Here is a 26,238-nt window from a genome sequence, read left to right on the forward strand (position 1 = left end):
GAGAGCGATCGCTCTTATCAAAAAACCCTACATCTAGTGCTGTATCATAGCGACTCAACGGCATAGATGTCACTCAACTCTACAAAACCTAATGAAGAATCACAAGCTTTTCAGCCAGTCCCCTCGTAAAATCAGCTAGCCCACCAGCAGATTTTCTTCGGGATAATGCACCACACTAGGCTGAGGATCGCCTAAGAGTGCGGCCATGAAGATCAAAATGCCCACCCGACCGATGTACATAGTGCAAATGATCACCAGCTTGCCCAACATAGAGAGGCTAGCGGTAATGCCCGTGGAGAGGCCCACAGTGGCAAAGGCGGAGATGGTCTCAAAGACAATGGCAATGAAGGGAATATTGGGATTGCTCACGCCAATAATCAGAGTCATGAACAAAATGGCAGTGGTGGAACCAAACACAACGCCCACCGCTTTGAGGATTAGCGACACCGGAATTTGCCGCTGATAGCAGAGCACCTCTTCTTTGCTTTGCAGCACTGCCTTGGTTGAGTTAAACAAAATTCGTAGCGTGGTTGTTTTAATGCCCCCAGCCGTACTGCCCGGACTGCCGCCCACCAACATCAGCGCCATGGTAATAAACAAACCCACCGCATTAATGCTGCCGTAGTCTACCGTGTTGAACCCGGCGGTACGGGGCATCACGGCTTCTGACCAGGCAAACAGGAGGCGATCGCCCGGATTGAGTGTTTCCACCGGCATACTCGGATGCTGCAGTTCAATGCCTAAAAACATCAGAGTGGACACCACCAACAGGAAAAGCGTGGTGCTGGTCACGATTTTAAAATTCAGCGAGAACACAGACCATCCATGCCGTCCTTGAAGGCGATCGCGCAGCCAGATATAGGCCTCCATAATCACCTGGTAGCCAATGCCGCCGAAGATAATCAGCCCAGGAATGACGATGTGGATCGGCACCGATGTGGCATAGCCCACCAAACTATCTGAAAACAGACTAAATCCAGCATTATTGAAGGCACTGATGCTGTGAAAGATAGACAGCCAGAGGCTATAGCCCATGCCATAGTCTTCCATAAACACCGGTAGCAATAGAAGGACTCCCGTCACCTCAAACGCCAGCGTCAGGGCAATGATCGATCGCACTAAGATCACCGAACCAGACATGCCAGGAATATCAAGAGATTTTTGGATGGCGAGCTTTTCCCGCAGTCCAAAGCGTCGCCCGAGCAGCAGCAATAGGAACGTATTGGCCGTCATATAGCCCAAGCCGCCAACCTGAATCAACAGCAGAATGACGATTTGCCCAAAGACGGAATAGTAGGTGCCCGTATCTTCGACGATCAATCCGGTGACACAAACGGCGGAGGTTGAGGTAAATAGAGCTGTGACCAGCGAGCTCCACTCTCCGCTACTGGTGGACAAGGGCAACACCAACAGCAGTGTCCCAATGACAATGAGCGCCAAAAACCCCAAGCAGATCGTTCGAGAGACAGTCATAATCGGTTTACCCTTTAAAAATGACGTTCACACCAGATGCTTGGACTCATGATGCTTGGACTCATGATGTATCTGTCTTCTGTCCATCTAGTGTGAACAATCGATGCACGGTTGGATACAGTCTTGGACAGACTATTCTGCCCCTCCGCGCTCAGCCATCTAGCTATCGATCGCACTTGTACCATTCGTTTTAGCCTATGTCCAAGAGCTTCTCCAGAGTATCAATCGGCAGGCAGATTGTCGTGATATCCCGGTGCAACTATTTCTCAAGGAGTTGAGGATGACAACCTCGTTACAAAATCAAATTCAGCAATTCTACGACGCATCGTCTGGGTTGTGGGAGCAGGTGTGGGGCGAACATATGCACCACGGTCACTATGGGGCCGATGGCACAATTCCCAAGGAGCGACGCCAAGCTCAAATTGACTTAATCGATGAACTTCTATCTTGGTCTAAGGTGACCCATGTAACCTCGGTCTTAGATGTGGGCTGTGGCATTGGCGGGAGTTCTCTCTACCTAGCAGAAAAATTTGGGGCGGCGGCCACCGGGATCACCCTCAGTCCTGTGCAGGCTCGGCGAGCAGAGGAGCGATCGCTTCTCGCCAAGATTCCCGCTACTTTTTTAGTGGCGGATGCTCTAGCTATGCCCTTCGCCGACAACAGCTTTGACCTTGTCTGGTCGCTGGAAAGTGGGGAACATATGCCCGACAAAACCCAGTTTCTCAGTGAATGCTATCGAGTCTTGCGCCCAGGGGGCACGCTGATGTTAGCCACATGGTGCCATCGAGAAACCGACATGGTTCCCCTGACGCCTCGGGAACAAAAGCACCTCAACAAAATTTACCAGGTTTACTGTCTGCCCTACGTCATCTCCCTATCCAACTATGCGGTGATTGCCGAAGAGCTTGGGTTTCAGGCGATGCGTACCGACGATTGGTCTAAGGCGGTGGCTCCCTTCTGGGCGGTGGTGGTGCGATCGGCGTTCAGTTGGTCGGCGCTGTGGGGGTTGATGCGATCGGGCTGGACGACGATCCAGGCAGCTCTATCCATGGGACTCATGCAGCGGGGCTATCGGGATGGGTTGATTACCTTTGGGGTGCTCTGTGCTCAGAAGCCGGAGAGCGATCGCCCCCAGGAGACGCTGGGTGATTAGGGACATCAGCCTCGATCCCATCGGTTGGATAGGCGTCTTTTTTGCCGCATGGGTCATCCTCTGGCTCCCCATGGCAATTCCCTTGGCCCAGCGGCTGCACTGGCGACCGTTTCAACCGGCAACAGCCGCCCAGAAACTGCCGCTCTTAGCCATTCTGTATGGGCTAGCACCCTTGGTTTTATGGAGCATCCAGCATCTGTCGGCAGACGATTGGGCCGATTATGGCCTGGTGGGGTACAGGCTCATCCCCTCGGCTGGAGCAGGTCTAGCCATGGGGCTAGCTGGCATTGCTATACTCTACGGCGTCCAAGGAGTCGTCCTGCAGCGGCTGCATCCCGACCAGCCGCCCCTACCCTGGCAGCAGCTATCGCTACCCGTCCTCCTAGGCCTGCTGGCCGTTGCCGCTAGCGTGGGGTTCATCGAAGAGCTGGTGTTTCGTGGATTCCTGCTCCATGCCCTGCGATCGCACCTTGATCTATGGGCGGCAGGAGCGATCGCCAGCGTCATTTTCGCCAGCCTGCACCTAGTTTGGGATGGTCGCGGTACGGTACCTCAACTGCCAGGGCTATGGCTCATGGGCATGGTGCTCACCTTGGCCTGCTGGGTAGATGGCAATGCGATTGGCCTAGCTTGGGGGCTGCATACCGGCTGGGTGTGGGGCGTAGCCACCGTGGATACCCTCCAGGGCGATCGCCCTCCCGTGACCACCCCAGCCTGGCTGGTGGGCATTCATGGACAGCCCCTAGCAGGGGCCTTGGGTCTATTGCTGCTGCTGGGAACGGGCGGCGGTCTCACGATCCTGACCCAGATGGCTACAGGAAGTCCGTAAGATCAGGCCACAAGCCTTCACCACAAGGAGACTGGAATGCCGGTTCATGTCTACTGGGGAGACGACGAATTTGCCCTCCATCGAGCGATCGCCACCCTGCGCGATCGCACCCTCGATCCTGCTTGGGCTAGCTTCAATGCCGACAAACTGCTGCCGGATCAGGCCGATGCCGTGGTGCAGGCCCTCAACCAAGCCATGACGCCCCCCTTCGGCAGCGGTCAACGGTTTATTTGGCTAGTAGACACCCCCATTGCCCAACGCTGCTCTGAGGCGCTGCTGGCAGAACTGGAGCGCACCCTGCCCAATATTCCCGATACATCCGTGTTGATGATTACCCTGGCGGGCAAGCCGGACGGTCGGCTCAAGTCCACCAAGCTGCTGAAAACCCATGCCACGATGCGGGAATTCGCTGCCATCTCGCCTTGGAAGACCGATCAATTAATTCGCCACGTGGAAACTATGGCGAAGGAGATGCACCTCACCCTGTCGCCCAAAGCCTCGGAGCTGCTGGCGGATGCGGTGGGCAATGATACCCGCCAATTGGTCACCGAGCTAGAAAAACTCAGCCTCTACGTCAGCGATGGGCAAGGTCGTGGGGCCATTGATGAGGCAGCGATCGCCACCCTAGTGACCACATCCACCCAAAACAGTTTGCAATTGGCCGTGGCGATCCGCGAGGGCAACACCGCCCGAGCTCTCACCCTAGTCGCCGACTTGTTCAACCGCAACGAACCAGCCCTGAAAATCGTGACTACCCTGGTGGGCCAAGTGCGCACCTGGCTCTGGGTAAAGCTCATGGTGCAGTTGGGGGAACGGGATGAACGAGCGATCGCCCAAGCCGCTGAAGTGAGTAATCCCAAACGCATTTACTTTCTTCAAAAAGAGGTGCGATCAATATCTCTCGATCAACTCCAAACCGCTCTCAAACTCTTGCTGCAGCTAGACTTGGGGCTAAAACAAGGAGCAGAGCCGCGATCCTGGATGCAAACCCACATCATTCAGCTATGCCAAACCTTTCAGGCATCTCCCTCAGGGCAGTGGCGTTAGCACGATCCGGGGCCAATACCGCAAGAGCGATCGCCAACTGTGGAACTTCATCTCCCTAAAATAATTCAAAGAACTTATACCGATCTAACCCAGCGTCTATTCCTGTCATCTGGTTCCTGATCATCGGCCCAGTCTCCCCCGGTTGATCTCTGCTACCGAATGAATAGGGAAGTCGTCAGGTGTTCTCGGTCAAGCTCAGATTGGATTGGATTAGGTTTTGGATTGGGCTAACGTCTTCTCACAGGGATCCTGAGCCATGGTTCAATGATCGTTTGATTGGCGTGCTCTACACCATCATCCACCCAGTAACTGCGCAACCCAACGCTGCCCTAAGGGCACAACCTCAACACGTTAGGATCAACCCCAAGCTACCTCAACTAGTCGCACTGTTTTCTACCCTATTGTTTCCAGCTTTCTTTATCGTTATGATGCGAGACTTCCACCGGTTAATCATCCAGTTTCGTCATGTCAGCCTCGCTCTTGCAGTGGCATCCATCGCTGTTTTGAGTGATGCGATTCCCTCTGTTCATATCGAGTCCTCATCCATCCAGTGGGGACATGCCGCCCAAGCCCAAACTCTTTCCGACCGAGAACTCCGTAACTATGCCAGCGCTGTTCTAGTGATTGAGCCTTTACGGCAAACGGCCTTTAATGAAATTCGCTCTCTATCGGGCAATAATGCCGCTTCATCGATTGCCTGCCACCGTCCAGAGAGCATCACCCGACTCAATTCCAACGTTCGCACCATCGCCCGCAACTATTGCGATCGCGCCATCCGGATTGTGGAGCAAAATGACCTAACCATTGAGCGGTTCAATGCCATTACTCAAATGCTAGGGCAAACCGATCGCAGCGCCGATCTGCATCAACGGCTGCAGGACGAACTCATCCGCCTCCAGCGAGACTAAAGGACGTTCTGGAAAACAGCTAGCCGGAGCCAATAGCCGCTCCGGTTGAAGCCAAGCGCTACAATAGGTGCAGTCATCAGTTTGATACTGCTATGCCTCGCATTAACCCGTTCACACTGCAGATGCAGATCACGCGATTGTTTGAGCAAGGACAGTCTTTCTTTGCCACCACCAAAGTTCAGGATTGGCTTCGCGAACGCAACGAAGATCCGGAGATGTATACGGTTCAGTTTCATGAACGTCCCGCCTCCCCTGGAGAAGAAGCCGCCATGGTGATTGAAATTGAGCTGCAGCGCCGGGATGGACAGCCGGTGGATGCATGGCTCCAGGCAGAAGCCAACCGCCACGCATAGACAACACCCCGATCGCCTAAAGCAAACGCCACCTCATCATCATGACGGGGTGGCGTTTTGGGTTGATTTCACAACGATAGATGACGCAACGGTCAAGCCAGGCACCCCCTAGGGGGCGCTAGACCGACTCCGAAGGATAGTCCATGGGTCGATAATCAACGTAATCTGAGGACGGTGTCGATGGCGGGCGGCGGCGAGGGACGTCATCTTGACGCGACTGCGGACGCATCCGATAGCTGGTGCCGGGCGATGCAATCGGCTCATCATCGGGCGGTAGAGGTGGACGAGACGGGCGATCGCTAGAGCGCGTAGGACGCTGTTCCATAGGTTCTGCATCCCAATCTGGGCGCACACGGGACGCGTCGAGACGAGGGGTGGGCCGGCTAGCGGAGGTAGGACGACGGCGAGGAGAGGGACGATCGCCCTCATCCCAACCCCGCAGAGCAGGGCGGCGATCGCTATACATAGGATACTCGTCGTCGAGTCGAGCGCGGACCTTCGTGCGGGGGGTGCGGCGAGGTTCTAGGGCGCGGCTAGGACGGTAGGGCTCGGGAGGAGCAGGGTCGCCATAGTCGGAGCCATTGGGGTAGCGATCGCGATCGCTGCCGCGATCGTCCTTGGGGGGACGATTTTGGATGTTTTCAATAAAGAGGGCAACAATCACCCCGACCATAATCACCTGCTGAAACGAGGCCAGCAGCTCCATGGTCAGGTGGGCTAGTAGGAAGAGGCCCGAGATCAGCAACAGGATGGAATACACCTTATCCGCATCCCGTCCGTAGCCCGGTTTCAGTTTATCCAGGAAAAAGAGGGACATCGCACCAACGATGAGGACAATCCCAATCAGCAGGGGGACGGGAGTACCAAAATTCACGGCAAGTTCCTCTCAGCGGTCAATGAAAAGGGGAGACCTGCCCGAGGGCAGAGGGGGAACCCCAGCAAAGAAGCGGAATTTCCCAAAAAGTTGATCATTAAGCCATCTTCTCCTCTCGTAATTCTATGCTAGCGGATCTTTTGCCCGAAGCTTTGCCCCCGCCCATGATTAGCCAGATGTGTCTCTGGTCTCTACTGCCGATTCTAGCCTATACGCAACCCAGCGACTGCTGTGAATTCTCTCAGATTCATGGCTAGGCGGCAAGACATCATAGTTTCACGAGGCTGCTGTCGCGCATGTGACAAGAAATCCTCAACCTTGGTTGACGGACAAGTCTTTTTGCCTAGGCTGAGCAGCGTCAAACCCAGTACCAGCTTAGATTTGGTTGGGTTACGCTGACGCTAAACCAACCGACAAGAGGACCAAGATCGCAGGAGTTTTGTCCGTCAATCAGCTCTCAACTTGCCCTGGATCGCGCATTGCTTGGGAGCGATCGCCCTATCTCTTGCCCTAAGCACCTTGGTAGGCGTGGTGGATCCTTAAAGCAGAACCTCACAATCACCATGACCGGTTCTTGTGAGGTTCTAGTTCCACGATCAGCGCCAGCGAAGACCGGCATCTGAGGTGTTGACCATCAAGAGCGTTGGACTTTGTCCCGCTGGCTGATGATCACCAGAGCGATGGTAGCAGGGATCACGATGATGATGGCACCCGCTAGCAAGCTGTACAAAAAGTTGGCTAAAGATGGGGTCATGGGTTTAAGTCTTGTTTTCTGAATTGTGTCTTCAATTATCTTATCGATCGCCCCTTTTTTTGAGAAGGGTATCGAACATCTATCGAGGATTTGTCGGCTGAGGTTGGGCTGGTCTAGACAGACGACGCTACCCTCAGCCCTGTTGCCCTTCTCATTATGGCGCATTTTATGGCGCATTCAGGGCGATCGCTCCTAGGAGATCCCTGGAGACGCCTACCATTCCTGTCCCCGTCTCGCGCTAAAATACACGCAATAAATTGTTACAGTTCTAGGCGATCGCCCTCAGTATCGAGGGGAGCTAGGCTGCCGTAGGACGAACGTCTCGGAACAGGATCAGCGATCGCCGTTTATGCCATGGAGTAGCACTATGATTTCAGCAACCGTGACCAGTTTGGGACTGGGTATTCTCCTGGGCGGCATGATCCTCCTCTTTGTACTCCGGATCATTCTCACCTGGTATCCCCAAGCGGATCTCAACAGCCTGCCTTTTAACATTGTGGCTTGGCCCACCGAACCCTTCTTGCGCCCCACCCGCAAACTGATCCCGCCCTTGGGAGGCGTGGATGTCAGCCCGATTATTTGGGTGGGCATTGCCAGTCTGCTGCGGGAAATTTTGCTGGGGCAGCAGGGCTTGCTCACCCTTTGGTCGCATCACTTGATCTAGACCTGATCTAGACCACATCGCTAGTTTAGACCGGGCATCTAGGCAGCGATCGCCCTACAGGGTTAGCATAAACTGTTCAACAAAATTGGTGTAGACCTCACCCTGAATGAACTGGGGAGACTCCATAATTTTTTGGTGAAAGCTGATGGTGGTGGGCAATCCTGTAATGGCGCATTCCCGCAGGGCCCGCCGCATTCGCTGAATCGCCGAGGGGCGATCGGGAGCCCAAACAATCAGCTTGCCAATCAAAGAGTCGTAGTAGGGCGGAATTTCGTAGTCGGTATACACATGGGAGTCCATGCGCACGCCGGGGCCGCCCGGTGGCAGGTAGCCGCTAATCCGTCCAGGACTGGGGCGGAAGTTATGCTCGGGATCTTCAGCATTGATGCGGCATTCGATGGTATGCCCATGCAACTGCACCTGCTTTTGGTTGTACCCCAGACGTTCACCCTGGGCAATGCGGATCTGTTCGGCAATCAAATCAAGACCGGTGACCATTTCTGTGACCGGATGCTCGACCTGGATTCGGGTATTCATTTCCATAAAGTAGAACTTGCCCGACTGATCTAGCAAAAATTCCACCGTCCCAGCGCCCACATAGCCAATGGATTTGGCCACCTTCACCGCCGCGTTCCCCATTTTCTCACGGAGGGCAGGCGTCAGAGCTGGACTGGGGGATTCCTCCAGCAGCTTTTGGTGGCGGCGCTGAATGGAGCAGTCTCGTTCCCCTAGATGCACCACATTGCCGTAGCTGTCTGCGAGGATTTGAAACTCAATGTGGCGGGGACGTTCAATAAACTTTTCTAGGTACACCCCCGGATTGCCAAAGGCGGCTTCTGCTTCACCCTGGGCAGCTAGGAAGGATTTGATCAACTCATCTTGGCTTCGCACCAAGCGCATACCGCGCCCGCCACCGCCGGCCGTCGCCTTCACCATCAGCGGATAGCCCATCTCTTGAGCGATCGCTTCGGCGCTTTTCTCATCCGCCACCAGCCCATCACTGCCTGGTACCGTCGGCACACCAATGCGCTTCATGGTTTCCCGAGCTGTAGATTTGTCACCCATGGCCATCATGGAATCAGGGCTGGGGCCAATGAAGGCAATTTGGTGATCGGCACAAATTTCGGCAAACCGGGCATTTTCAGCCAAGAAGCCATAGCCAGGATGGATGGCTGCCGCATTGCGTGTCAGCGCTGCCGCAATGATGTTGGGAATATTGAGATAGCTTTTACTGCTAGGTGCATCGCCAATACAGACCGCCTCATCCGCCAACTGCACGTGCAGCGCATGGCGATCGATGGTGGAATGGACGGCAACGGTGGCGATGCCCATTTCTTCACAGGTGCGGAGAATGCGAAGGGCAATTTCTCCCCGGTTGGCAATTAATATCTTGGAAAACCGCATCGTCTCGCTTCGCAAACGTCTATGCTCCTTCGTGAATCGGCCATCTGAGTCATCCTGAACAGACGCTTACTCAGAGACCCATGAGGCAGTTGCTCAGGAAACAGGACGATATCCCAGTGAACAGTAGTTCATCCTATCATGCAGGTGTCGCGACTCTCAGGAAAACGTGAGTTCGATAACGTTATGGCTCCAGAAACCTCCGCCCTTTGGGCAATAAAAGCCTAAATGCGTTACAGCTTCGCTCACCTAATGTCTCACTTGAGCTGTGTTGTACTACCTTCATATCATCGAACTCAGGTTACCTAAGATCCTCAGTAGAAAAGGACGGGCACCCACTAGGGAGCGCCCGTTCACTTCAAGACTTTTGGGGATCAAGACAGAGACTACTCAGCCGTAGCCAGCTCATTTTCGCCACGAGGACGACGACGGGTGAGGGTGTTGAACAGCATTTGCCCGATCGCTTTCACTAAGTTGCCTTCCAGTTCCATAAACATTTTCATGTTCATGCCGAAGGCGGCGTTGGCTTCATCCACGATTTGGTCGGCCATGTCATCTGTAATGGGCAAAGAATCTAGGGATTGGCGATAGCTGACTTTGAACTCTTTTTCGTCAGGAATATCAGCAAATTCGTAGAACGCCGTGCCTTCTCCGTTGGTCAAGTTCATGCCGCGCTGGGCAATACCCTTGAGGATCTGACCACCGGATAGATCACCGAGGTAGCGGGTATAGGATTGAGCAATTAACAGTTCTGGCTGCGTCGCAGACACCTCTCGGATGCGCTGCACATAGGCTTGGGCAGCGGGGGATGGAGCAACCTGCTCCCGCCAGTTGCTGCCATAGTAGTAGTGCAAATCTTGCTCTAGGCTAGCTTTCCGCTCAAGTTCGGGAAAGTAAATTTTGGAGAGAATAGGATGATCTTTGTGCTTCTCCAGCTCTTCTTCAATGGCAGAGTACACAAAGTACAGGTTGGCCACGAGTTTTCGATAGGAATTTTTCTCAACGACTCCCTTCAGAAAACACTTCACAAATCCCACGTTTTCTGCCATCGTGTGGGACTTCTTGGTTCCTTCTTTTAACTTGGTGGCTAGATTACTGCTCATGCTCAATATCCTAATGAACGTCTCAATGCTGGGCTTTTATACGTCAGTCACCAAAATGCAACCCCTATCAGTACCAACTGGGGTCAGCTACTGCGTGCATTCAAAAAAAGCTGCCTAGATTGTTACGATAGTCCGATTTAATGAGGGCTATCATTAAAAAAATTTTACGCAAGACCGGTCGCATCCTCACGGTTTTTCATGAGTTGTAACAAACTTAGGAGAGCGATCGCTCTCCCAAGTATGACGTTATCAACCTCGGCGCGAAGACTCGGCTCAGCACGAAGGCTTGGCACAGAGGTTGTGCGTTCAGCCGGACTAGCCTTAGCTGCGGGTCACTTCCAGCAGTCGCGAGAAGTAAAACCGGGTCTTGGTCATCGCATTGCGCTTCACCGTCCAGCCATTGCGCTCAAGGGCTGCCACCACATCGGCCTCACGGTGCAGGTAGGCGCGGGTGGCTTTGCTGGGGCCGGGGAAAAAGTCGCCCACTTTCTTTAGTAAACTGTAGGCCGTTGTCTTAGGCGCAAAGCTGAGGATGAGGCGAGATTCTGCCAGGCTGCTGAGATGGGCAATCATATCCGCTGACTTGTCATCGGGGTAATGGATCAAGACATCCAGGCAAATAACCGTATGGTATTTACCCGATAGGGCTTCTAGGTCTTGGGCCATAAAGCTGGGATTATCGCGCTGCTTGAGAGTAGCGATCGCCCTTGTCTGAGCCTCCCCGACCATCTTGTCGGAGATATCGCTGGCATAGACCCGCGCACCGCGTTGGGCGAGGGGAATGCTGAGGCTGCCAACTCCACAGCCCGCATCACAGATGGATAGGCCGGACAGATTTTGGTCAGCATCGAGCCAGGTGAGCACCGTATCGATGGTTTTTTGATGACCCGTGCGAATATCGAGCTGAACGGTATTGACCTGGCCGTTGCCATAGATGCGTCGCCAGCGATCAAATCCGGTTTCGTTAAAGTATTCCCGAACAATGGTTTTGTCGTCGTTCTTCGGATTGGTAGCTAGGCTCATAGAAGTTTAGGATGCCGTACGTCTTGGGCAGAAATGTCAACAATGATCGGGGCGATCGCTCTCGAAGCGGCTTGAATGTCCGGCGGCGATCGCTCTCCTATAGTTTAAGGACTATGGTGATCCTAATAGGTATCGGCGGCGTTACAAACCTAGGACATCAACCCAGATTAGACGTTGGTATCTAGCAAGGTCGGCCGTTCAATGCAGTCTGCCACCTCCTCCGTGGGCACCGGCGGGCTGCAAATGTAGCCTTGGATCGCGTAGCAGCCGTGTTTTTTGAGGAATGAAAGCTGGTTGCGGGTTTCCACGCCTTCGGCAATCACCTTAAGATTTAAGCTTTGGGCCATGGCGATGATCGCAGTGGTAATGGCAGCGTCCTGCTTATCCTCAATAATTCGGCAGACAAAGGACTGATCAATTTTCAGCAGCGTAATCGGCAGCCGCTTCAGGTTGCTCAGGGAAGAATAGCCCGTGCCAAAGTCATCCACCGCAATCCCCACACCCATATCGCGCAACTGGGTAAGGGTTTGCACCGCATCATCAATATTTTCCATCAGGCTGGTTTCGGTCAACTCCAGCATCAGGCAGGTGGGATCAAGCTGGGTTTCTTGCAGCACCTGGGTAATGTGATGCACTAAGTTGGTGTGCTTAAATTGACGGGCGGATAGGTTGATGGAAATTTTTAACGTCGCCAAGGATCGATTTTGCCAGACCTTCAACTGAGATACGGCCGTAGACAGCACCCATTCGCCAATTGGGGTCATCAGGCCCATATCTTCGGCCACTGCCATAAAGTCTGCGGGCAGCAATAGCCCCCGCGTGGGATGATTCCAACGCAGCAGAGCTTCTAGACCTAGCAACCGCCCTGTGATCAAATTCACCTGGGGTTGATAATACAGCTCAAATTCTAGTTCAGCGATCGCCCTTTGCAGGTCTAGCTCCAACTGACGGCGATCTTGATCCATCTGGGTCATGACTGGATCATAGATTTGATAGCCCTGACTGCCCTGCTGCTGTCCCCAATGCTCGGCGGTTTCTGCCCGAGGCAAGAGAGCATCTGGTGTCTCGCCATGATCGGGATAAAGAGCGGCACCGAGATTGACCCGAATGTTGAGGGTATGATCGCCTAGCTCATAGGGCTGTTGCAGCTTGTCGATTAAGGTCTGAGCCAAGACACCTACATCTTCCGGCACTAGAATATCTGCCCAGACGACACAAAACTCATTGCCCCCGAGACGGGCGACAATGCGATCGCTGCCTGCTAGTTCCGTTAAGCGATCGCCCACTGCCTTCAGCAGCATATCCCCCACCGACTGACCATAGAGGCTGTTGACATCGCGAAACCGACGAATGTTAATGCAAAACACCGCCACGAGAGTAGAACTACGCTGCTGTTTCAGGGGGCGCAGCAACTCATTGAGACGATGGCGCAGCAAAATCCGGTTGGGTAAATTGGTCAGCGGGTCGCTATAGGCCACCTGGCTCAAGTTAGCCACCGTTCGCTTCATTTCATTCACGTAGGGATCGGTGACGCTGGCCTTTTTTGACAGACGGGCCGTGATCGCCTGCAGCAACTCCGCGCTGGTAAACGGCTTCGTTAAGTAATCATCTGCACCGAGGATCATGCCCTGGCGCATATCAGAGCGATCGGCCTTAGCACTCAAAAAAATAAAAGGAATGATAGCAGTTTCAGCATCATCCGATAGCTCTCGAAACACTCCATAGCCATCGAGAATCGGCATCATAATGTCGCAAATAATTAAATCTGGCAGATAGCTCCTAGCTGCTTCTACGCCAGCCTGACCATCCCCTGCTTCAATAACCTGAAAATTTCCATAATGTAAAATTCGCACGATATTCGAGCGAATCGCTTGTTCATCTTCGATCACTAAAATTGTTTTCATCAGATCCCTCAATCATGGGCATAACGGGTTTAGCGCGTTTAGTGAGCTGTAACCCTGGCAGGCGTTGCCGCCAGCCATCGGCGATCGACTCGGTAAAGTCATATCGCTGCACCGTTTCATGCATAACCTTTATGCATAAACCATCCGTCCAACGTGGCATTTCGTTCATAGCTCTGAAGCGCGGCAGATCCTGGGGGCGATGGAGTACCTAGAAACGCTAAATACCAAGCAACGATATAAATCCATACATATCTTCACAGTAGTCCAGGTTGTCCCGGAACATCTATGCGCAAACTGCATACTAACAATCGGTCTGACGATTGATTTAACGATCGTTAAACCGATTAATCGGGTTGCCCCAACCCCTTGATACATGAGCTTGCAGACCTACTTCAATCCTAATCTGCAAGCAGCCGGTCTGACAGAACAGCACCATAGGGTAGCTTCTCAGGGGAGAAGCCTAGGCAACTGGAGGTGAGTCTTCGCGGCAGTGTTTTTGGCTTCTTAAAACCCGCTAGGTTGACGACCTAATCCATCATGATGGGCAGATATCGAATCGGTTGTCCTGCAGCCACACCATATCAGTCGCTGGATGATAGTTTGTCTGACTATCCATTACTGTAACTTTTTACGAACAAACGATACGAGCTGGGTCACCTGTTTCTTGAGGGTATTGACCTCGCTTTGTAAGTGAGCATTATGGGTTTTCAGCGTTTTAATGTCTGCCCGGAGGGTTTCCAGCAGGTGATGGGCCTCGTCCCGGCTAGGCTGAGTCTCAACGGCAGGGGCAAGGCGAGACGTCTGTCCATTGCTGTCTACTGCGGCAGCAGCCACCATGGGTTTTACCTGGCGACGGTCTTTGGCTTTGATCATGGCGGCCTTGATGGCTTTCATGAGCACAGGCGCATCAAAGGGCTTACTCAAAAACTCGAAATAGTCAAACAATTCTGGCACGGCGGCGACCACATCCTCCTTTCGCCCTGACATCATGACCACAGGAATACGACACAGGACGGCATCTTTCTGCATCCGCTGCACTACCTCCCAGCCGTTCATATTGGGCATAAAGAAGTCGATGACCACTAAGCTAGGCTGCTCCTGCTGAATCACATCGATTCCTTCGGCTCCATCCTTGGCTTCAAACACTTCAAAGTTGCCCTGAGGCAGCATGTCTCGCACTTGCATCCGGATGATGCGACTATCGTCAACAATTACAATTTTTTGCCTGGCCATAGCAACTGGTAGTCAATGGTGAGGACGGAATCAAACAATACCCAAGTCACAGCAGGTCATATCAGCCGTCGAGATGGGGTAGGCCAACGGTGCCCACAGAGTTGAAAACACTAGGGGGAAGACTACCCGCCTAGGTCAACAGTTCCGTGATGGGTGTACTGCAAACCTTGAGTTTCTCCCCCCATCAGTCGTATAGGAGGTCTGGGTGTAGATGTCAGGTTGATCACATGTCTTCTTGACGGCGGCTGCCGAGACACGGAGAGAGACATCTGTAGGCTAACGCAGACCAAGGTCTTGCCGCTGATCCTACAGTTCTACCCTATTTATTTCACCCTAGACCGGATTGAATCCGGAGAACACCCCGCTCTTTAGTCTGCCCCAATGGTTAGTATTTATTCTCATCTTGGTTGAGAGGTTTGGGAACGATGGCAGCGATCGCCCTCCGCCACACCTTAGGCAACTCATTTCCGGCAACTCATTTCCAGCAACTCATCGCCAGCAATTGTATTGACTGTCCGAGTATTGGCATACTGATAGAAACAGACTTGTATAGCCCGAACCCTTGGTTCCCTTCCTACATTCCTTAGGGCTGTGTTGGGGAGGGGCGATCGCCTATGGTTCTGCATCTGACCGTTTCTAGACCTAGTTGTAGACCGACGTTGACTATGACCCCTGCTTTTCTCGATCGTCTTCATCACCCCAGTCGTCCCGTGATTGTGTTTGACGGAGCTATGGGGACGTCTTTACAAGCGCAAGACCTGACGGCCGCTGACTTTGGTGGGCCAGAGTATGAAGGCTGCAACGAATATTTGGTCATCACGGCTCCGGAGGCCGTGCGCAAAGTCCATGCAGACTTTTTGGCAGCCGGGGCCGATGTGATTGAGACTGATACCTTTGGCGGTACGTCGATTGTCTTGGCCGAATACGACTTGGGCGATCGCGCCTATGAGCTCAACAAAACGGCGGCGGAATTGGCCAAGTCGGTGACGGCAACGTTTTCCACCCCCGATAAGCCGCGCTTTGTGGCCGGCTCCATGGGGCCGGGCACCAAACTACCGACCCTAGGGCATATTGACTACGACACTCTCAAAGATGCCTTTGTGGAACAGGTGGAGGGCTTATTGGATGGCGGGGTGGATTTGTTCATTGTGGAAACCTGTCAGGATGTGCTGCAAATTAAGGCGGCGCTGAATGCCATCGAACAGGTGTTTCAAGCTAAGGGCGATCGCCGACCCGTGATGGTATCGGTGACCATGGAAGTGACGGGCACCATGCTGGTGGGCTCAGACATCAGCGCCGTGCTGGCCATTTTAGAACCCTATCCCATCGACATTTTGGGGCTCAACTGCGCCACCGGCCCCGATCGCATGATGGAGCATATCAAATACCTCTGCGAACAGTCGCCCTTTGTGGTGTCCTGCATTCCCAACGCGGGGCTGCCGGAAAATGTCGGCGGGCACGCCCACTACAAGCTGACACCGATGGAATTGCGCATGGCCCTGACCCGCTTTGTGGAAGATTGGGGAGTGCAAGTAGTAGGGGGCTGCTGCGGCACCCGTCCCGATCACATTGCCCAGCTATCGGAACTGGCGACCCAGCTCGCGCCCCACCCCCGCGACGTGCGGCAAGCGATCGTGCCTCGGCTACCACTGCACTACACCCCCGCCGCCGCTTCCATCTACTCGGCCCAGCCCTACGACCAAGACAACTCCTTCTTGATCATTGGCGAACGCCTCAACGCCAGCGGCTCGAAAAAATGCCGCACCTTGCTGAATGAGGAAGACTGGGATGGTCTCGTGGCCTTGGCCAAATCCCAGGTCAAGGAAGGGGCCCATGTTCTAGACGTGAACGTCGATTATGTGGGTCGCGATGGCGTCAAGGACATGCATAACCTGGTGTCACGCCTGGTGACCAATGCCACGCTGCCCCTGATGCTCGACTCCACGGAATGGCAAAAGATGGAAGCGGGGCTGAAGGTGGCCGGCGGCAAATGCTTGCTCAACTCCACCAACTATGAGGATGGGGAAGAGCGCTTCCTGAAAGTGCTAGAGCTCGCCAAGCAATACGGGGCGGGCGTGGTGATTGGCACCATCGATGAAGAGGGCATGGCGCGCACGGCCGAACGCAAGGTTGCCATTGCTCAGCGGGCCTACCGCGATGTCCTAGACTTTGGCATTCCTGCCCATGAAATTTTCTACGATCCCCTAGCGCTGCCGATTTCCACCGGGATCGAAGAAGATCGGGCCAATGGTAAAGCGACTCTGGAAGCGATCGCCCAAATCCGCCAAAACCTGCCCGGCGTCCACATTGTACTTGGCATCTCCAACATTTCCTTTGGGCTTAACCCGGCTGCCCGAGTCGCGCTCAACTCCATGTTCCTGCACCTGGCCATGGAGTCAGGGCTGGACGCTGCCATTGTCAGCGCCTCCAAGATTCTGCCCTTGGCTAAAATTGATCCCCACCATCAAACCGTCTGCCGACAGTTGATCTTTGATGAACGGCAGTTTGAGGGCGATGTCTGCATCTACGATCCCCTCACAGAACTCACCCAGTTGTTTGAAGGAGCGACCACCAAACGCGATCGCTCCCAGGTGAAAGCCCTGCCCATTGAGGAACAGCTCAAACAGCACATCATTGATGGTGAACGCATTGGTCTAGAAGACGCCCTTGCCCAGGCCCTAAACCACTATGCACCCCTGGAGATCATTAATACCTTCCTCCTCGATGGCATGAAAGTAGTGGGAGACCTCTTCGGCTCCGGGCAGATGCAGCTTCCCTTTGTGTTGCAATCGGCTGAAACCATGAAGGCGGCCGTGGCCTACCTAGAGCCGTTTATGGACAAAGAAGCCTCTGACCAAAATACCGGCAAGGGCACCGTGATCATTGCCACCGTCAAGGGCGACGTTCACGACATTGGCAAAAACCTTGTGGATATCATCCTGTCCAACAACGGCTATCGGGTGATTAACCTCGGCATCAAACAGCCAGTGGACAGCATTATCGACGCCTACGAAACCCACCGCGCCGACTGCATCGCCATGAGCGGCCTGCTGGTGAAATCGACGGCGTTTATGAAGGAGAACCTAGAAACCTTCAATGAACGCGGCATCACGGTGCCGGTGATTCTGGGCGGTGCAGCTCTGACGCCGAAGTTCGTCTATGAAGATTGCCAACATGCCTATAACGGTCGGGTGATCTATGGCAAGGATGCCTTTGCCGATCTGCATTTCATGGATAAGCTCATGCCGGCCAAGGGGCAGGGGGAGTGGGATGATTTCAAAGGATTCTTGAATGAGCAGCCTGATCTGTCGTTGGATGGTGGTGTGAAGGAAGAGGCGACGGTTGAGACAAGCGACGACGTTGACGCTCCAACCCTAGACGAACCCGCTAACACCCAACGATCAGAGGCGATCGCCCTGGATATTCCCCGTCCCACCCCGCCTTTCTGGGGCACCCAGGTGCTGAACCCTGCCGATATTCCCATGGAGGAAGTGCTGTGGTATCTCGACCTGCAGGCCTTGGTGGCCGGGCAGTGGCAGTTCCGCAAACCCAAGGGCCAGTCTCGGGAAGACTACGACGCCTTCCTCGCCGAGAAGGTCTATCTGATCCTCGATCACTGGAAACAAAAGATCCTGGATGAGCACCTACTGCAACCCCAAGTGGTCTACGGCTATTTCCCCTGCCAGGCCGACGGCAATGCCCTGCATCTCTACAATCCCGAGCATCCCACCAGGACAGCCGACCAGCCCCTGGCCACCTTCCAGTTTCCTCGGCAGCGATCGCTGCGGCGGTTGTGCATTGCCGACTTCTTTGCGCCGGTAGACTCCGGGCAGATTGACGTGTTTCCCATGCAGGCGGTGACGGTGGGGGAACGGGCAACAGCCTATGCCAAGCAGTTGTTTGACAGCAACCAATATACCGACTACCTCTACTTCCATGGGCTAGCGGTGCAGGTCGCGGAAGCCTTAGCCGAATGGACCCATGCCCGCATTCGTCGGGAGTTGGGTATTGGCGCAGAGGATCCTACGACGATTCGCGATGTCCTGGCCCAGCGCTATCAAGGATCGCGCTACAGCTTCGGCTATCCTGCCTGCCCCAATATGCAGGATCAGTATGTGCTGCTGGAACTGTTGGACACGCAGCGCATTCAGTTACATATGGACGAGAGTGAACAGCTCTATCCAGAGCAGTCCACCACAGCGATTATTGCCTACCATCCTCAAGCCAAATACTTTAGCGCTTAAGGTTTCTCGCCTAAGGGGGATGCTCGGGGCTCGTTGATGTGCTGGTATGAGCTGGGGAACAGTCTAGATCATGAACAGCGATCGCTCCCCAATGCTTCAGGATTGTGCCAGGTGACAGCGGGCAACGCGTTAGAATGAAATGCTTTAGGGGCGATCGCTTAAGCCATGATGACGAGCAGCGATCGCCTCTACCCTAGAGCGATCACTCATGCCCCATTGCAAAGCATGAAGACATCCTCTAGTGAGACGACGACCGAAGGACAAGCCTCTATGATAATCATGGAGTCCATGCGCAATGGGTTCAGCTTCGATTAACCCCGATGGCTGAACCTGACGAATAACATGTAGGAGCGTTGTGAAATGCTTGGGTTTTGGACAAAATTCACCCGCCGCGATCGCCTGATGCATCCCCTAGTCGGCACATACCGAGCCCTAAGCTCTGCCTCGGCAGATGAGCTATGGCAAAAGGTGGTGAATTTTGCTGATGTTTCCTGGCATCCCATTTTGGCACGCACCAACGTACCTCGGGGGCTGCTCCCGAAGCCCGGCCTAATTTTTGAGGCCGTCACTCGGCTATCGCCCATTCCCATCCGCATTTTTGTTGAACGGGTCAATCCCCGAGAGCTATTGAGCATTCGGATCATGGCCATGCCAGGGGTGGAAGAACGCGTCACCTATCGGGTGGAATCCACCCTGTGCGGCAGCTATATTTCCTACTCTGTGACCCTCAAGGGCTGGCTCTCTCCCCTGGTGTGGTCTATTATTCGTCCCTATGCAGAGAAAGTGGTTGATCGCCTTGTTCATGCCGCCGAACAAGATCGTCTATCTGCTGCTCTACCCGGTGGTTCACGCCCTGTTCGCAGTAGCTTTCAAGACTTACTCAGCCTGACGCTCATGGTCGGCAGCGTTAGCCTCTGGATAGGACAACCACTCTGGTGCAGCGTGTAACCGGTTTCCGATTCTAGGTGTTAGGAGAAGCGTTGAGCATCTTCTCGTATCGTTCTGCATTCGGCTGCTAGACTATCGTTGACTAGCGAAGCAGGTCGTCCCTGCATTGGGAGTTTAGAAAACCCGCAAGATGTCGTTGAAGGTGGGGATGCTGTGTCGAGTCGAACTGTGATCTGTTGTGCTCTAAGCCGAACCAGTCTGATTTTAGGGCTACTGGCGATCGCCAGTTGTGCGTCCCATTCGGATCAGGTCGAGCAATTGCTCGACACGAATGCCTGCCCAACCTGTGACTTGTCGGGTACCAATTTGCAGCGCCTCGACTTACAGCGAGCTGATTTAAGAGGAGCCAACCTCCAAGAGGCCAACCTTCAGCAGGCCAATTTACGCGATGTGCTCCTGATTGGCTCTAACTTACAGCAGGCCAATCTCATGCGCGTTAATTTGGATGACGCTATTTTAGTCAACGCCAACTTACAATCCGCTAACTTACAGCGAGCCCGGATAAGGGGTGCAGATCTACGAGGTGCCCAGTTCAAGGGAGCCGATCTCGAATCAGCAGACCTCAGCCATTCCTCGATAGATCCCGTTGCGCTAGAAGCTGCAAGATTATGCGCGACGGTCATGCCCGACCAAACGATCGAAAATCGAGACTGCAATTAGATGGTTCCACAGTCTCCTAGCGGACGATCTCACCCGGTCAACCCCTCAGCCCAGCCCGGAAAGTGGGCTGAGGGGGGCGATCGCTTCCTAGCTTGACCTGTCTGAGCAACGGACATCTAGCTCAGGGGCGCGATCCGTGCTGTATAAGCAGCACCGTCTAGCCCCTCGCCCACATCAGCCGTCTCAGTATCGATCATGCCGTTGAGGCGTTCAATCCGGTCAGCCGTGTTGGGGTGTGTGCTGAGGAACGTCGGGACGGAGCCACCGCCCAATAGTTTTTCCATAAACGACACCATGGCAGACGGAGCATAGCCAGCCTCGACAAGATTGGCTAGCCCTAGCTCATCGGCCTCATATTCATCTTGGCGACTGTTGGGTCGGTTAATGGCTAGCTCAACCCCAATCGCTACGGCTGTGTTGCGATCCAGCCCTGCCGCGGAGGCTACACCAGCGGCGATCGCCCGTTCGCGCATTTGCTTCACCGCGTGACGACCGACAATATGACCAATTTCATGGCCAATCACGCTGGCCAATTCTGCCTCGTTGTCTGCTTCTTCAATCAGCCCTGTAGTGACATAGACATAGCCGCCCATGGTCGCAAAAGCATTCACCTGCTCATCATCCACCACTTGGAAGACGTAGGGAATGTCAGAGCGATCGCTGTAGGGCACGAGGGCTTGACCAATTTCATCAATATAGGCATTCACCGATTGATTGGTGTAGAGCGAAAATTGCTGCGTCACCAACTGTTCATTGATTTGTCCACCAATCTGCACCTCTTGGGAGTCAGACATGTTGGACAACTGAATGACCTGAATGCCTCGAAAAATTAATTCAAGGAAACTCAGAGCCTGGCCTGGCTGCGGTGTGCCCAGAACCAGACCTAACGCCATGACTACAGACATCAGCCCATAAAACCAGCGGCGGCGAAGTTGACGATAAAGCGTGGGGAGGAAGTTCATCATGGTAGTAAGAGTTGAATTCAAACAGGCTTGAGATACACCAGACGCCATACCGAGCGTTAGCCAAGGTGATGACGGACTGAGGCGCAGGAAACAATTGCTACATACCATGACGCCAGGAGCATCTCCGATGTTGCCGAAGGAGCGATCGCTCTCTCAACGCCAACACCTATCCATGGACTACCTTCATCATACCCATCCGTGCATGGGTCATCCCAGCCACGATAATCGAGGGCGATCGATGAAGATTATCCCCAAGGATTGTCTCCAGTTAGGTTGCCAGGGAAGCACTGCCTGGTCCTTGGAACATCAGCCAAGAGAGAAAAAAGTTAAACACAAAGATCGCCAGCAGCATGGTCACAACGGCCGTGGTCGTAGATTGCCCTACGCCTTTGGCTCCTCCAGTGGTGGTTAAGCCCCAGCTAGAGCCAATGATGGCAATCAGTAGCCCAAAGACCCCAGCCTTGATGGAAGCACTGACCAGATCCCAGACGGAGAGAAAGCTTTGGGCCGAGTCGATAAACACCGTGCGGGAAATGTCATAGAGCCCTTCCGAGATCAACATCCCACCGCCGAGCCCGGTCAAAAACGACAGCAGCGTTAGAATCGGCAGCATGGCGCAGCAGGCAATCACCCGAGGAATCACCAGGTAGTCGATCGGGTCAGTCTTGAGCATTTGCAGGGCATCAATTTGCTCGGTCACGCGCATGGTGCCAATTTCTGCAGCAAAGGCAGATCCAACCCGTCCAGCTAAAATCACAGCGGTCAACACCGGCGCTAGTTCTCGTACTAAAGCCAGGGCCAACACGCCTCCGACGGCCGTTGTGGCTCCAAAGGCAATAAATTCTCGGGCAACTTGGATCGTAAAGACCATGCCCACAAAGCTGGCGGTGAGCAGTGCAATCAACAGCGACTCTGGCCCCACCATGGCCATTTGATCGAGGGTATTGCGCCGATGAATGCGTCCACGGGCTAGATGGATGACGACTTGACCGCCGAGGAGGGCTGCCGCAATCAGGCGCTGAAACCAGCGACTCAGACTAGACGTGCTCTGTTGTCCGCTCAATGGAGGTGTCCTTGGAAGAGTATTGGGAAGAGTATAAGGGGGTTAGACGGGAAACAGCATACTGGGCGATCGCGCCGATGACAAGCATCCCATGAACAGACTAGACACAAAGACTGCTTCCCACGCTAGCCTAGTCTGGCTCCCAGGGCAAAACTGGAATACACCAGCTACGCTTCAGTATAAGGCTCTGGTTCTCCCATAAGGGCGATCGCGCAAGCATTGCACCCCTGGCCTCGCCTGATCTAGGAAGCAGATGGAAACACCCACGAACGAACGAAAACTCTCTATGCTGAAGGATGGTGGGGCTGTCATACCCCTAACGGCGCTGTTACCTTTTAGTTATCGACGTTTTCTCCCCTTATGATGCGATACTCCATGCGATGCAAAACCCCAAGTGGGCAAGATGGACGGGGCCGCTGGGCTCCATGGCGAATGCTAGCGATCGCCATGGGTCTTTGCTTAAGTGTCACGCTCTGGCTTGTGCCCCAGCCTAGTGCGATCGCCCGTACCTTATCTGCTCGGGCCACCGACATCCAGCCCTATCTCGATCGCGTAGACGATCAGATCACAGAATTTACCCTCGACAACGGCATTCGCTTCATTGTCATGGAGCGTCATCAAGCGCCGGTGGTCTCGTTTATGATCCATTTCAACGTTGGGGCAGCGGAGGAAGAAGATGGCAAGACCGGCGCAGCCCACTATCTAGAGCATTTGGCCTTTAAGGGAACCTCCCTTGTAGGCACCTCCGACTATGAGGCCGAACGTCCCCTGCTCGATCAATTGGATGAGCTATTTGACCAGATCTTGGCGGCGCGGGCGGCGGGTGATATCGACGAGGAGACAAGACTGCAGGCAGAATTTGATGCCGTGCAGGAAGAGGCAGCCACCTATGTCAACCAAAATGAATTTGGGCGCATTGTGGAAGAGGCCGGCGGCGTAGGCTTGAATGCCACCACATCGGCTGACGCTACCCGATATTTTTATAGCCTACCGGCCAATAAGCTAGAGCTTTGGATGTCGCTGGAATCGGAGCGGTTCCTCGACCCCGTGTTTCGCGAGTTTTATGAAGAAAAGGACGTCATTTTAGAAGAACGGCGGATGCGCACCGACAATTCCCCCGTTGGCAAAATGATTGAAGCATTTTTGGAAACCAGCTTTCCTGACTATATCTACGGTCGGCCGGTGATCGGCTATGAAGACGATCTGCGGAATATGACCCGGGATGATATCTACGACTTTTACACCACCCACTACACCCCTCGGCGCATGACCGTGACCCTGGTGGGCGATGTTGATCCTCGGGAAGTGCGGCAACTGGCGCGGATCTACTTCAGCCGCTACCCCGATCGCCCCAATGCGCCCGATGTGGTGGCCGAGTTGACACCCCAAACCGAACCTCGGGACGTCACCCTCTACCTCAACTCAGAACCTTGGTATCTAGAGGGCTACCACCGCCCTGACCTCAACCATCCCGACCATGCCGTCTACACCGTGATCAACGGTATTCTGACCTATGGACGCACGTCTCGGCTCTACAAGTCCTTAGTGCAGGATGGACGCATTGCCTTGGATATGGGCGCTGCGGATGGGTTTCCGGGCGATCGCTTCCCCAATTTGGTGCTGTTTTATGGACTCACCGCGCCGGGGCATACGGTGGATGAAATCAAAACGGCGATGAATCAAGAGTTCGATCGCCTGCGTACCGAACCGGTCACGGCAGATGAACTCGATCGCGTCAAGACCCAGTCCCTGGCCAGTCTGGTGCGCAGCCTATCCTCCAATCAAGGTATGGCTAGCCTCTTGGCCTCCTATCAAGCTAAAACAGGCAGTTGGCGCAATCTCTTTTCTGAGCTAGATGCTATTAATCAAGTCACCGCTGAAGACGTGATGCGGGTTTCTCAGGCGATGTTCCGCCCTGACAATGTCACCACAGGACGGATTCTGCCGCTAGCAGAGCAGGAAGAAACCTAGCCTGCCCAGGATTGGACGCAGGTCTCCCTCCCATAAACCCAATCGCTTGGGGCTGCCCTGCGGCTCCAAGGTTGGATGAACAAATTCTTGATGTCTTGGACCCATAGGAGCAAAACAACATCATGCAGCGGTTGAAGAGATGGCAGTGGATCAAAACCGCCCCCCAGCAGTGGCACGCTAGCCTGCAACGCAAGCTGATCCGCTATGGCGTGGTCATGGGGCTGACGATGGTGGTGCTGGTGCTAGGCTTTGGGCGATCGCCCGCCTTGGCTGATACACCCCGGCATTACACCGAACTAGAGTTTGCACCTCTCCCAGAAATCCAGGTGCCCAACTATACGCGGGTGGAGCTTGATAATGGCATCAAGGTCTTTTTGATCGAAGACCATGAACTGCCGCTGGTGAGCGGTACAGCCATTTTCGGCACCGGCGATCGCTTGGAGCCAGGAGATCAGGTGGGGTTAGCAAGTCTGACCGGCGAGGTGATGCGCAGCGGCGGCACCCTCATTCATCCGGCTGATGAGCTTAACCAAATCCTTGAGCAGGATGCCGCCTTCATTGAAACGGGGATTGGCGGGGCATCGGGGTCGGCTAGCTTTGATACGCTCACCAAAGATGCTGACCAAGTGCTGCAACTGTTTGCCGAGGTGATTCGTCAGCCAGCGTTTCCCCAGGAAAAAATTGACCTGGCTAAATCCCAGCGAGAAGGGGGAATCGCGCGCCGTAATGATGATCCAGATAGCATTTTGGGCCGGGAGTTTAGCAAACTGATCTACGGCGAGGATAGCCCCTACGCCCGCACCTTGGAATACAGCACCCTCGACAATATTGCCCGCGAGGATATGGTGGCGTTTTACGATCGCTATATTCAACCCAACAACATGATGCTGGGGATTGTGGGTGATTTTGAGACCCGCGAGATGCGATCGCTGATTGAAGAGACCTTTGGCGATTGGCAAGCAACCCAGCCCGTGCCTACGCCGGAGCTGCCGCCCGTGGAGCAGGTGCAGACGGGAGGCCTATTCGTGGTCGATCAACCCCAGCTCACCCAGAGCAACATTCGCATTGGCCACCTAGGCGGTCTGTTGAACGACCCCAACTATGCCAGTCTCTCGGTGATGAACGAGGTGATGAATGGTCTGGGTGGACGGCTGGTCAACGAGGTGCGATCGCGGCAGGGCTTGGCCTATGTGGTCTATGCTTTCTGGTCAGCGCGTTATGACTATCCGGGGATCTTTGTAGCGGGTGGACAAACGCGATCGGAAGCCACGGTGCCCTTTATTGAATCGGTGAAAGCCGAAATTGAAACCCTGCGCACCAGTTCCATTACCGAAGACGAGTTAAGCAGGGCCCAAGACTCGGTGCTCAATTCCTTTGTCTTCAGCTTTGAGCGCCCCAGCCAAATCCTCTCGCGGGTGATGAATTACGAATACTATGGCTATCCGGAAGACTTTATCTTCCAGTACCAGCAAGCGATCGCTGATACCACCACGGAGGATGTCCTCAACGCTGCCCGCACCTACTTGGATCCCAGTAAGTTGGTGACCTTAGTCGTGGGTAATGTTGCAGAGATTGACCCGCCGCTCAGTGACCTAGGCATGGAGATCACGCCCATTGACGTGACCATTCCCCCTAGAGGCTAGTAAAGGTTAGCAAAGGCTAGAAAGG

Annotated in this window: 22 protein-coding genes; 12 read left to right on the top strand and 10 right to left on the bottom strand. The window is 54.2% G+C overall.

The window, feature by feature from the left end:
* Positions 1–135: 135 nt before the first annotated feature.
* Complete coding sequence (locus tag JUJ53_RS16850) at positions 136–1,473, bottom strand: TrkH family potassium uptake protein (RefSeq protein WP_204153192.1); 1,338 nt, start codon at positions 1,471–1,473, stop codon at positions 136–138.
* A gap of 280 nt (positions 1,474–1,753) precedes the next feature.
* On the opposite strand from JUJ53_RS16850, the gene JUJ53_RS16855 reads away from it, so the two are divergent.
* The 5 genes from JUJ53_RS16855 (at position 1,754) to JUJ53_RS16875 (ending at position 5,763) form a co-directional block, all read left to right on the top strand.
* Complete coding sequence (locus JUJ53_RS16855; RefSeq protein ID WP_204153193.1) at positions 1,754–2,626, top strand: methyltransferase domain-containing protein; 873 nt, start codon at positions 1,754–1,756, stop codon at positions 2,624–2,626.
* Entirely contained in the window at positions 2,619–3,455 is an 837-nt protein-coding gene (locus JUJ53_RS16860; protein WP_204153194.1) for a type II CAAX endopeptidase family protein, read from the top strand. The genes JUJ53_RS16855 and JUJ53_RS16860 overlap by 8 nt, the downstream gene beginning before the upstream one ends.
* A gap of 36 nt (positions 3,456–3,491) precedes the next feature.
* Entirely contained in the window at positions 3,492–4,502 is a 1,011-nt protein-coding gene (holA, locus tag JUJ53_RS16865; protein ID WP_204153195.1) for a DNA polymerase III subunit delta, read from the top strand.
* Positions 4,503–4,927: 425 nt separating this feature from the next.
* On the top strand, positions 4,928–5,410 hold the full coding sequence (locus tag JUJ53_RS16870) for a DUF4168 domain-containing protein (protein ID WP_204153196.1): 483 nt from the start codon (positions 4,928–4,930) through the stop codon (positions 5,408–5,410).
* Positions 5,411–5,502: 92 nt separating this feature from the next.
* The gene (locus tag JUJ53_RS16875) at positions 5,503–5,763 is read left to right on the top strand and encodes a hypothetical protein (protein ID WP_204153197.1); all 261 of its coding nucleotides are present in this window, start codon (positions 5,503–5,505) and stop codon (positions 5,761–5,763) included.
* Positions 5,764–5,881: 118 nt separating this feature from the next.
* Here JUJ53_RS16875 and JUJ53_RS16880 read toward each other — a convergent pair whose 3' ends face one another.
* Together JUJ53_RS16880 and JUJ53_RS16885 are read right to left on the bottom strand one after the other, a co-directional pair.
* The gene (locus JUJ53_RS16880) at positions 5,882–6,637 is read right to left on the bottom strand and encodes a Ycf66 family protein (RefSeq protein WP_204153198.1); all 756 of its coding nucleotides are present in this window, start codon (positions 6,635–6,637) and stop codon (positions 5,882–5,884) included.
* A gap of 634 nt (positions 6,638–7,271) precedes the next feature.
* Positions 7,272–7,391: a photosystem II reaction center X protein gene (locus JUJ53_RS16885; protein ID WP_204153199.1), complete on the bottom strand. Its 120-nt coding sequence runs from the start codon at positions 7,389–7,391 to the stop codon at positions 7,272–7,274.
* Positions 7,392–7,416: 25 nt separating this feature from the next.
* Here JUJ53_RS16885 and JUJ53_RS16890 point away from each other — a divergent pair, with 25 nt between their 5' ends.
* Both JUJ53_RS16890 and JUJ53_RS16895 read left to right on the top strand, forming a co-directional pair.
* Positions 7,417–7,587: a hypothetical protein gene (locus JUJ53_RS16890; protein ID WP_204153200.1), complete on the top strand. Its 171-nt coding sequence runs from the start codon at positions 7,417–7,419 to the stop codon at positions 7,585–7,587.
* A gap of 171 nt (positions 7,588–7,758) precedes the next feature.
* Positions 7,759–8,055, top strand: coding sequence for a YggT family protein (locus tag JUJ53_RS16895; protein ID WP_204153201.1), 297 nt, complete (start codon positions 7,759–7,761; stop codon positions 8,053–8,055).
* Positions 8,056–8,109: 54 nt separating this feature from the next.
* Here JUJ53_RS16895 and accC read toward each other — a convergent pair whose 3' ends face one another.
* The 5 genes from accC to JUJ53_RS16920 form a co-directional block, all read right to left on the bottom strand.
* A complete protein-coding gene (accC, locus tag JUJ53_RS16900) occupies positions 8,110–9,459 on the bottom strand; it encodes an acetyl-CoA carboxylase biotin carboxylase subunit (protein WP_204153202.1) in 1,350 nt (449 codons plus the stop codon).
* 383 nt (positions 9,460–9,842) lie between these two features.
* Positions 9,843–10,559, bottom strand: a complete 717-nt coding sequence (locus tag JUJ53_RS16905) for a heme oxygenase (biliverdin-producing) (protein ID WP_204153203.1) — start codon at positions 10,557–10,559, stop codon at positions 9,843–9,845.
* Between the two features lie 321 nt (positions 10,560–10,880).
* The gene (gene bchM / locus JUJ53_RS16910; RefSeq protein WP_204153204.1) at positions 10,881–11,582 is read right to left on the bottom strand and encodes a magnesium protoporphyrin IX methyltransferase; all 702 of its coding nucleotides are present in this window, start codon (positions 11,580–11,582) and stop codon (positions 10,881–10,883) included.
* Positions 11,583–11,749: 167 nt separating this feature from the next.
* Positions 11,750–13,486 (bottom strand): EAL domain-containing response regulator, encoded by a 1,737-nt coding sequence (locus tag JUJ53_RS16915; RefSeq protein ID WP_204153205.1) that lies wholly within the window; start codon positions 13,484–13,486, stop codon positions 11,750–11,752.
* Positions 13,487–14,101: 615 nt separating this feature from the next.
* Complete coding sequence (locus JUJ53_RS16920; RefSeq protein WP_204153206.1) at positions 14,102–14,719, bottom strand: response regulator; 618 nt, start codon at positions 14,717–14,719, stop codon at positions 14,102–14,104.
* Positions 14,720–15,384: 665 nt separating this feature from the next.
* On the opposite strand from JUJ53_RS16920, the gene metH reads away from it, so the two are divergent.
* The 3 genes from metH (at position 15,385) to JUJ53_RS16935 (ending at position 20,571) form a co-directional block, all read left to right on the top strand.
* The gene (gene metH, locus JUJ53_RS16925) at positions 15,385–18,963 is read left to right on the top strand and encodes a methionine synthase (protein ID WP_204153207.1); all 3,579 of its coding nucleotides are present in this window, start codon (positions 15,385–15,387) and stop codon (positions 18,961–18,963) included.
* A gap of 360 nt (positions 18,964–19,323) precedes the next feature.
* Positions 19,324–19,911 (top strand): SRPBCC family protein, encoded by a 588-nt coding sequence (locus JUJ53_RS16930; protein WP_239125133.1) that lies wholly within the window; start codon positions 19,324–19,326, stop codon positions 19,909–19,911.
* Between the two features lie 153 nt (positions 19,912–20,064).
* Positions 20,065–20,571 carry a pentapeptide repeat-containing protein gene (locus JUJ53_RS16935; RefSeq protein WP_343327972.1) on the top strand — a complete coding sequence of 169 codons (507 nt, stop codon included), beginning with the start codon at positions 20,065–20,067 and terminating at the stop codon, positions 20,569–20,571.
* A gap of 116 nt (positions 20,572–20,687) precedes the next feature.
* Here the strand turns inward: JUJ53_RS16935 and JUJ53_RS16940 are convergent, their stop codons facing one another.
* Positions 20,688–21,536, bottom strand: a complete 849-nt coding sequence (locus JUJ53_RS16940; protein ID WP_239125134.1) for a M48 family metallopeptidase — start codon at positions 21,534–21,536, stop codon at positions 20,688–20,690.
* A 268-nt stretch (positions 21,537–21,804) separates the two neighbouring features.
* A complete protein-coding gene (locus JUJ53_RS16945) occupies positions 21,805–22,599 on the bottom strand; it encodes an MlaE family lipid ABC transporter permease subunit (protein WP_204153208.1) in 795 nt (264 codons plus the stop codon).
* 375 nt (positions 22,600–22,974) lie between these two features.
* Between JUJ53_RS16945 and JUJ53_RS16950 the strand changes: the two genes are divergently transcribed.
* Both JUJ53_RS16950 and JUJ53_RS16955 read left to right on the top strand, forming a co-directional pair.
* A complete protein-coding gene (locus JUJ53_RS16950) occupies positions 22,975–24,570 on the top strand; it encodes a pitrilysin family protein (RefSeq protein WP_239125135.1) in 1,596 nt (531 codons plus the stop codon).
* Between the two features lie 227 nt (positions 24,571–24,797).
* Positions 24,798–26,213 carry a pitrilysin family protein gene (locus tag JUJ53_RS16955; protein ID WP_343327975.1) on the top strand — a complete coding sequence of 472 codons (1,416 nt, stop codon included), beginning with the start codon at positions 24,798–24,800 and terminating at the stop codon, positions 26,211–26,213.
* The last annotated feature ends 25 nt before the right edge of the window (positions 26,214–26,238 follow it).

Source organism: Leptolyngbya sp. CCY15150, from assembly GCF_016888135.1.
Classification (GTDB): domain Bacteria; phylum Cyanobacteriota; class Cyanobacteriia; order RECH01; family RECH01; genus RECH01.

Coding starts and splice junctions, on each gene's coding strand:
- JUJ53_RS16955 (WP_343327975.1), top strand. CDS start 24,798: ATGGTGGTGCTGGTGCTAGGCTTTGGGCGATCGCCCGCCTTGGCTGAT.
- bchM (WP_204153204.1), bottom strand. CDS start 11,582: ATGAGCCTAGCTACCAATCCGAAGAACGACGACAAAACCATTGTTCGG.
- JUJ53_RS16885 (WP_204153199.1), bottom strand. CDS start 7,391: ATGACCCCATCTTTAGCCAACTTTTTGTACAGCTTGCTAGCGGGTGCC.
- JUJ53_RS16850 (WP_204153192.1), bottom strand. CDS start 1,473: ATGACTGTCTCTCGAACGATCTGCTTGGGGTTTTTGGCGCTCATTGTC.
- JUJ53_RS16905 (WP_204153203.1), bottom strand. CDS start 10,559: ATGAGCAGTAATCTAGCCACCAAGTTAAAAGAAGGAACCAAGAAGTCC.
- metH (WP_204153207.1), top strand. CDS start 15,385: ATGACCCCTGCTTTTCTCGATCGTCTTCATCACCCCAGTCGTCCCGTG.
- holA (WP_204153195.1), top strand. CDS start 3,492: ATGCCGGTTCATGTCTACTGGGGAGACGACGAATTTGCCCTCCATCGA.
- JUJ53_RS16950 (WP_239125135.1), top strand. CDS start 22,975: ATGCGATGCAAAACCCCAAGTGGGCAAGATGGACGGGGCCGCTGGGCT.
- JUJ53_RS16920 (WP_204153206.1), bottom strand. CDS start 14,719: ATGGCCAGGCAAAAAATTGTAATTGTTGACGATAGTCGCATCATCCGG.
- JUJ53_RS16855 (WP_204153193.1), top strand. CDS start 1,754: ATGACAACCTCGTTACAAAATCAAATTCAGCAATTCTACGACGCATCG.
- JUJ53_RS16895 (WP_204153201.1), top strand. CDS start 7,759: ATGATTTCAGCAACCGTGACCAGTTTGGGACTGGGTATTCTCCTGGGC.
- JUJ53_RS16870 (WP_204153196.1), top strand. CDS start 4,928: ATGATGCGAGACTTCCACCGGTTAATCATCCAGTTTCGTCATGTCAGC.
- JUJ53_RS16940 (WP_239125134.1), bottom strand. CDS start 21,536: ATGATGAACTTCCTCCCCACGCTTTATCGTCAACTTCGCCGCCGCTGG.
- JUJ53_RS16930 (WP_239125133.1), top strand. CDS start 19,324: ATGCTTGGGTTTTGGACAAAATTCACCCGCCGCGATCGCCTGATGCAT.
- JUJ53_RS16915 (WP_204153205.1), bottom strand. CDS start 13,486: ATGAAAACAATTTTAGTGATCGAAGATGAACAAGCGATTCGCTCGAAT.
- JUJ53_RS16875 (WP_204153197.1), top strand. CDS start 5,503: ATGCCTCGCATTAACCCGTTCACACTGCAGATGCAGATCACGCGATTG.
- accC (WP_204153202.1), bottom strand. CDS start 9,459: ATGCGGTTTTCCAAGATATTAATTGCCAACCGGGGAGAAATTGCCCTT.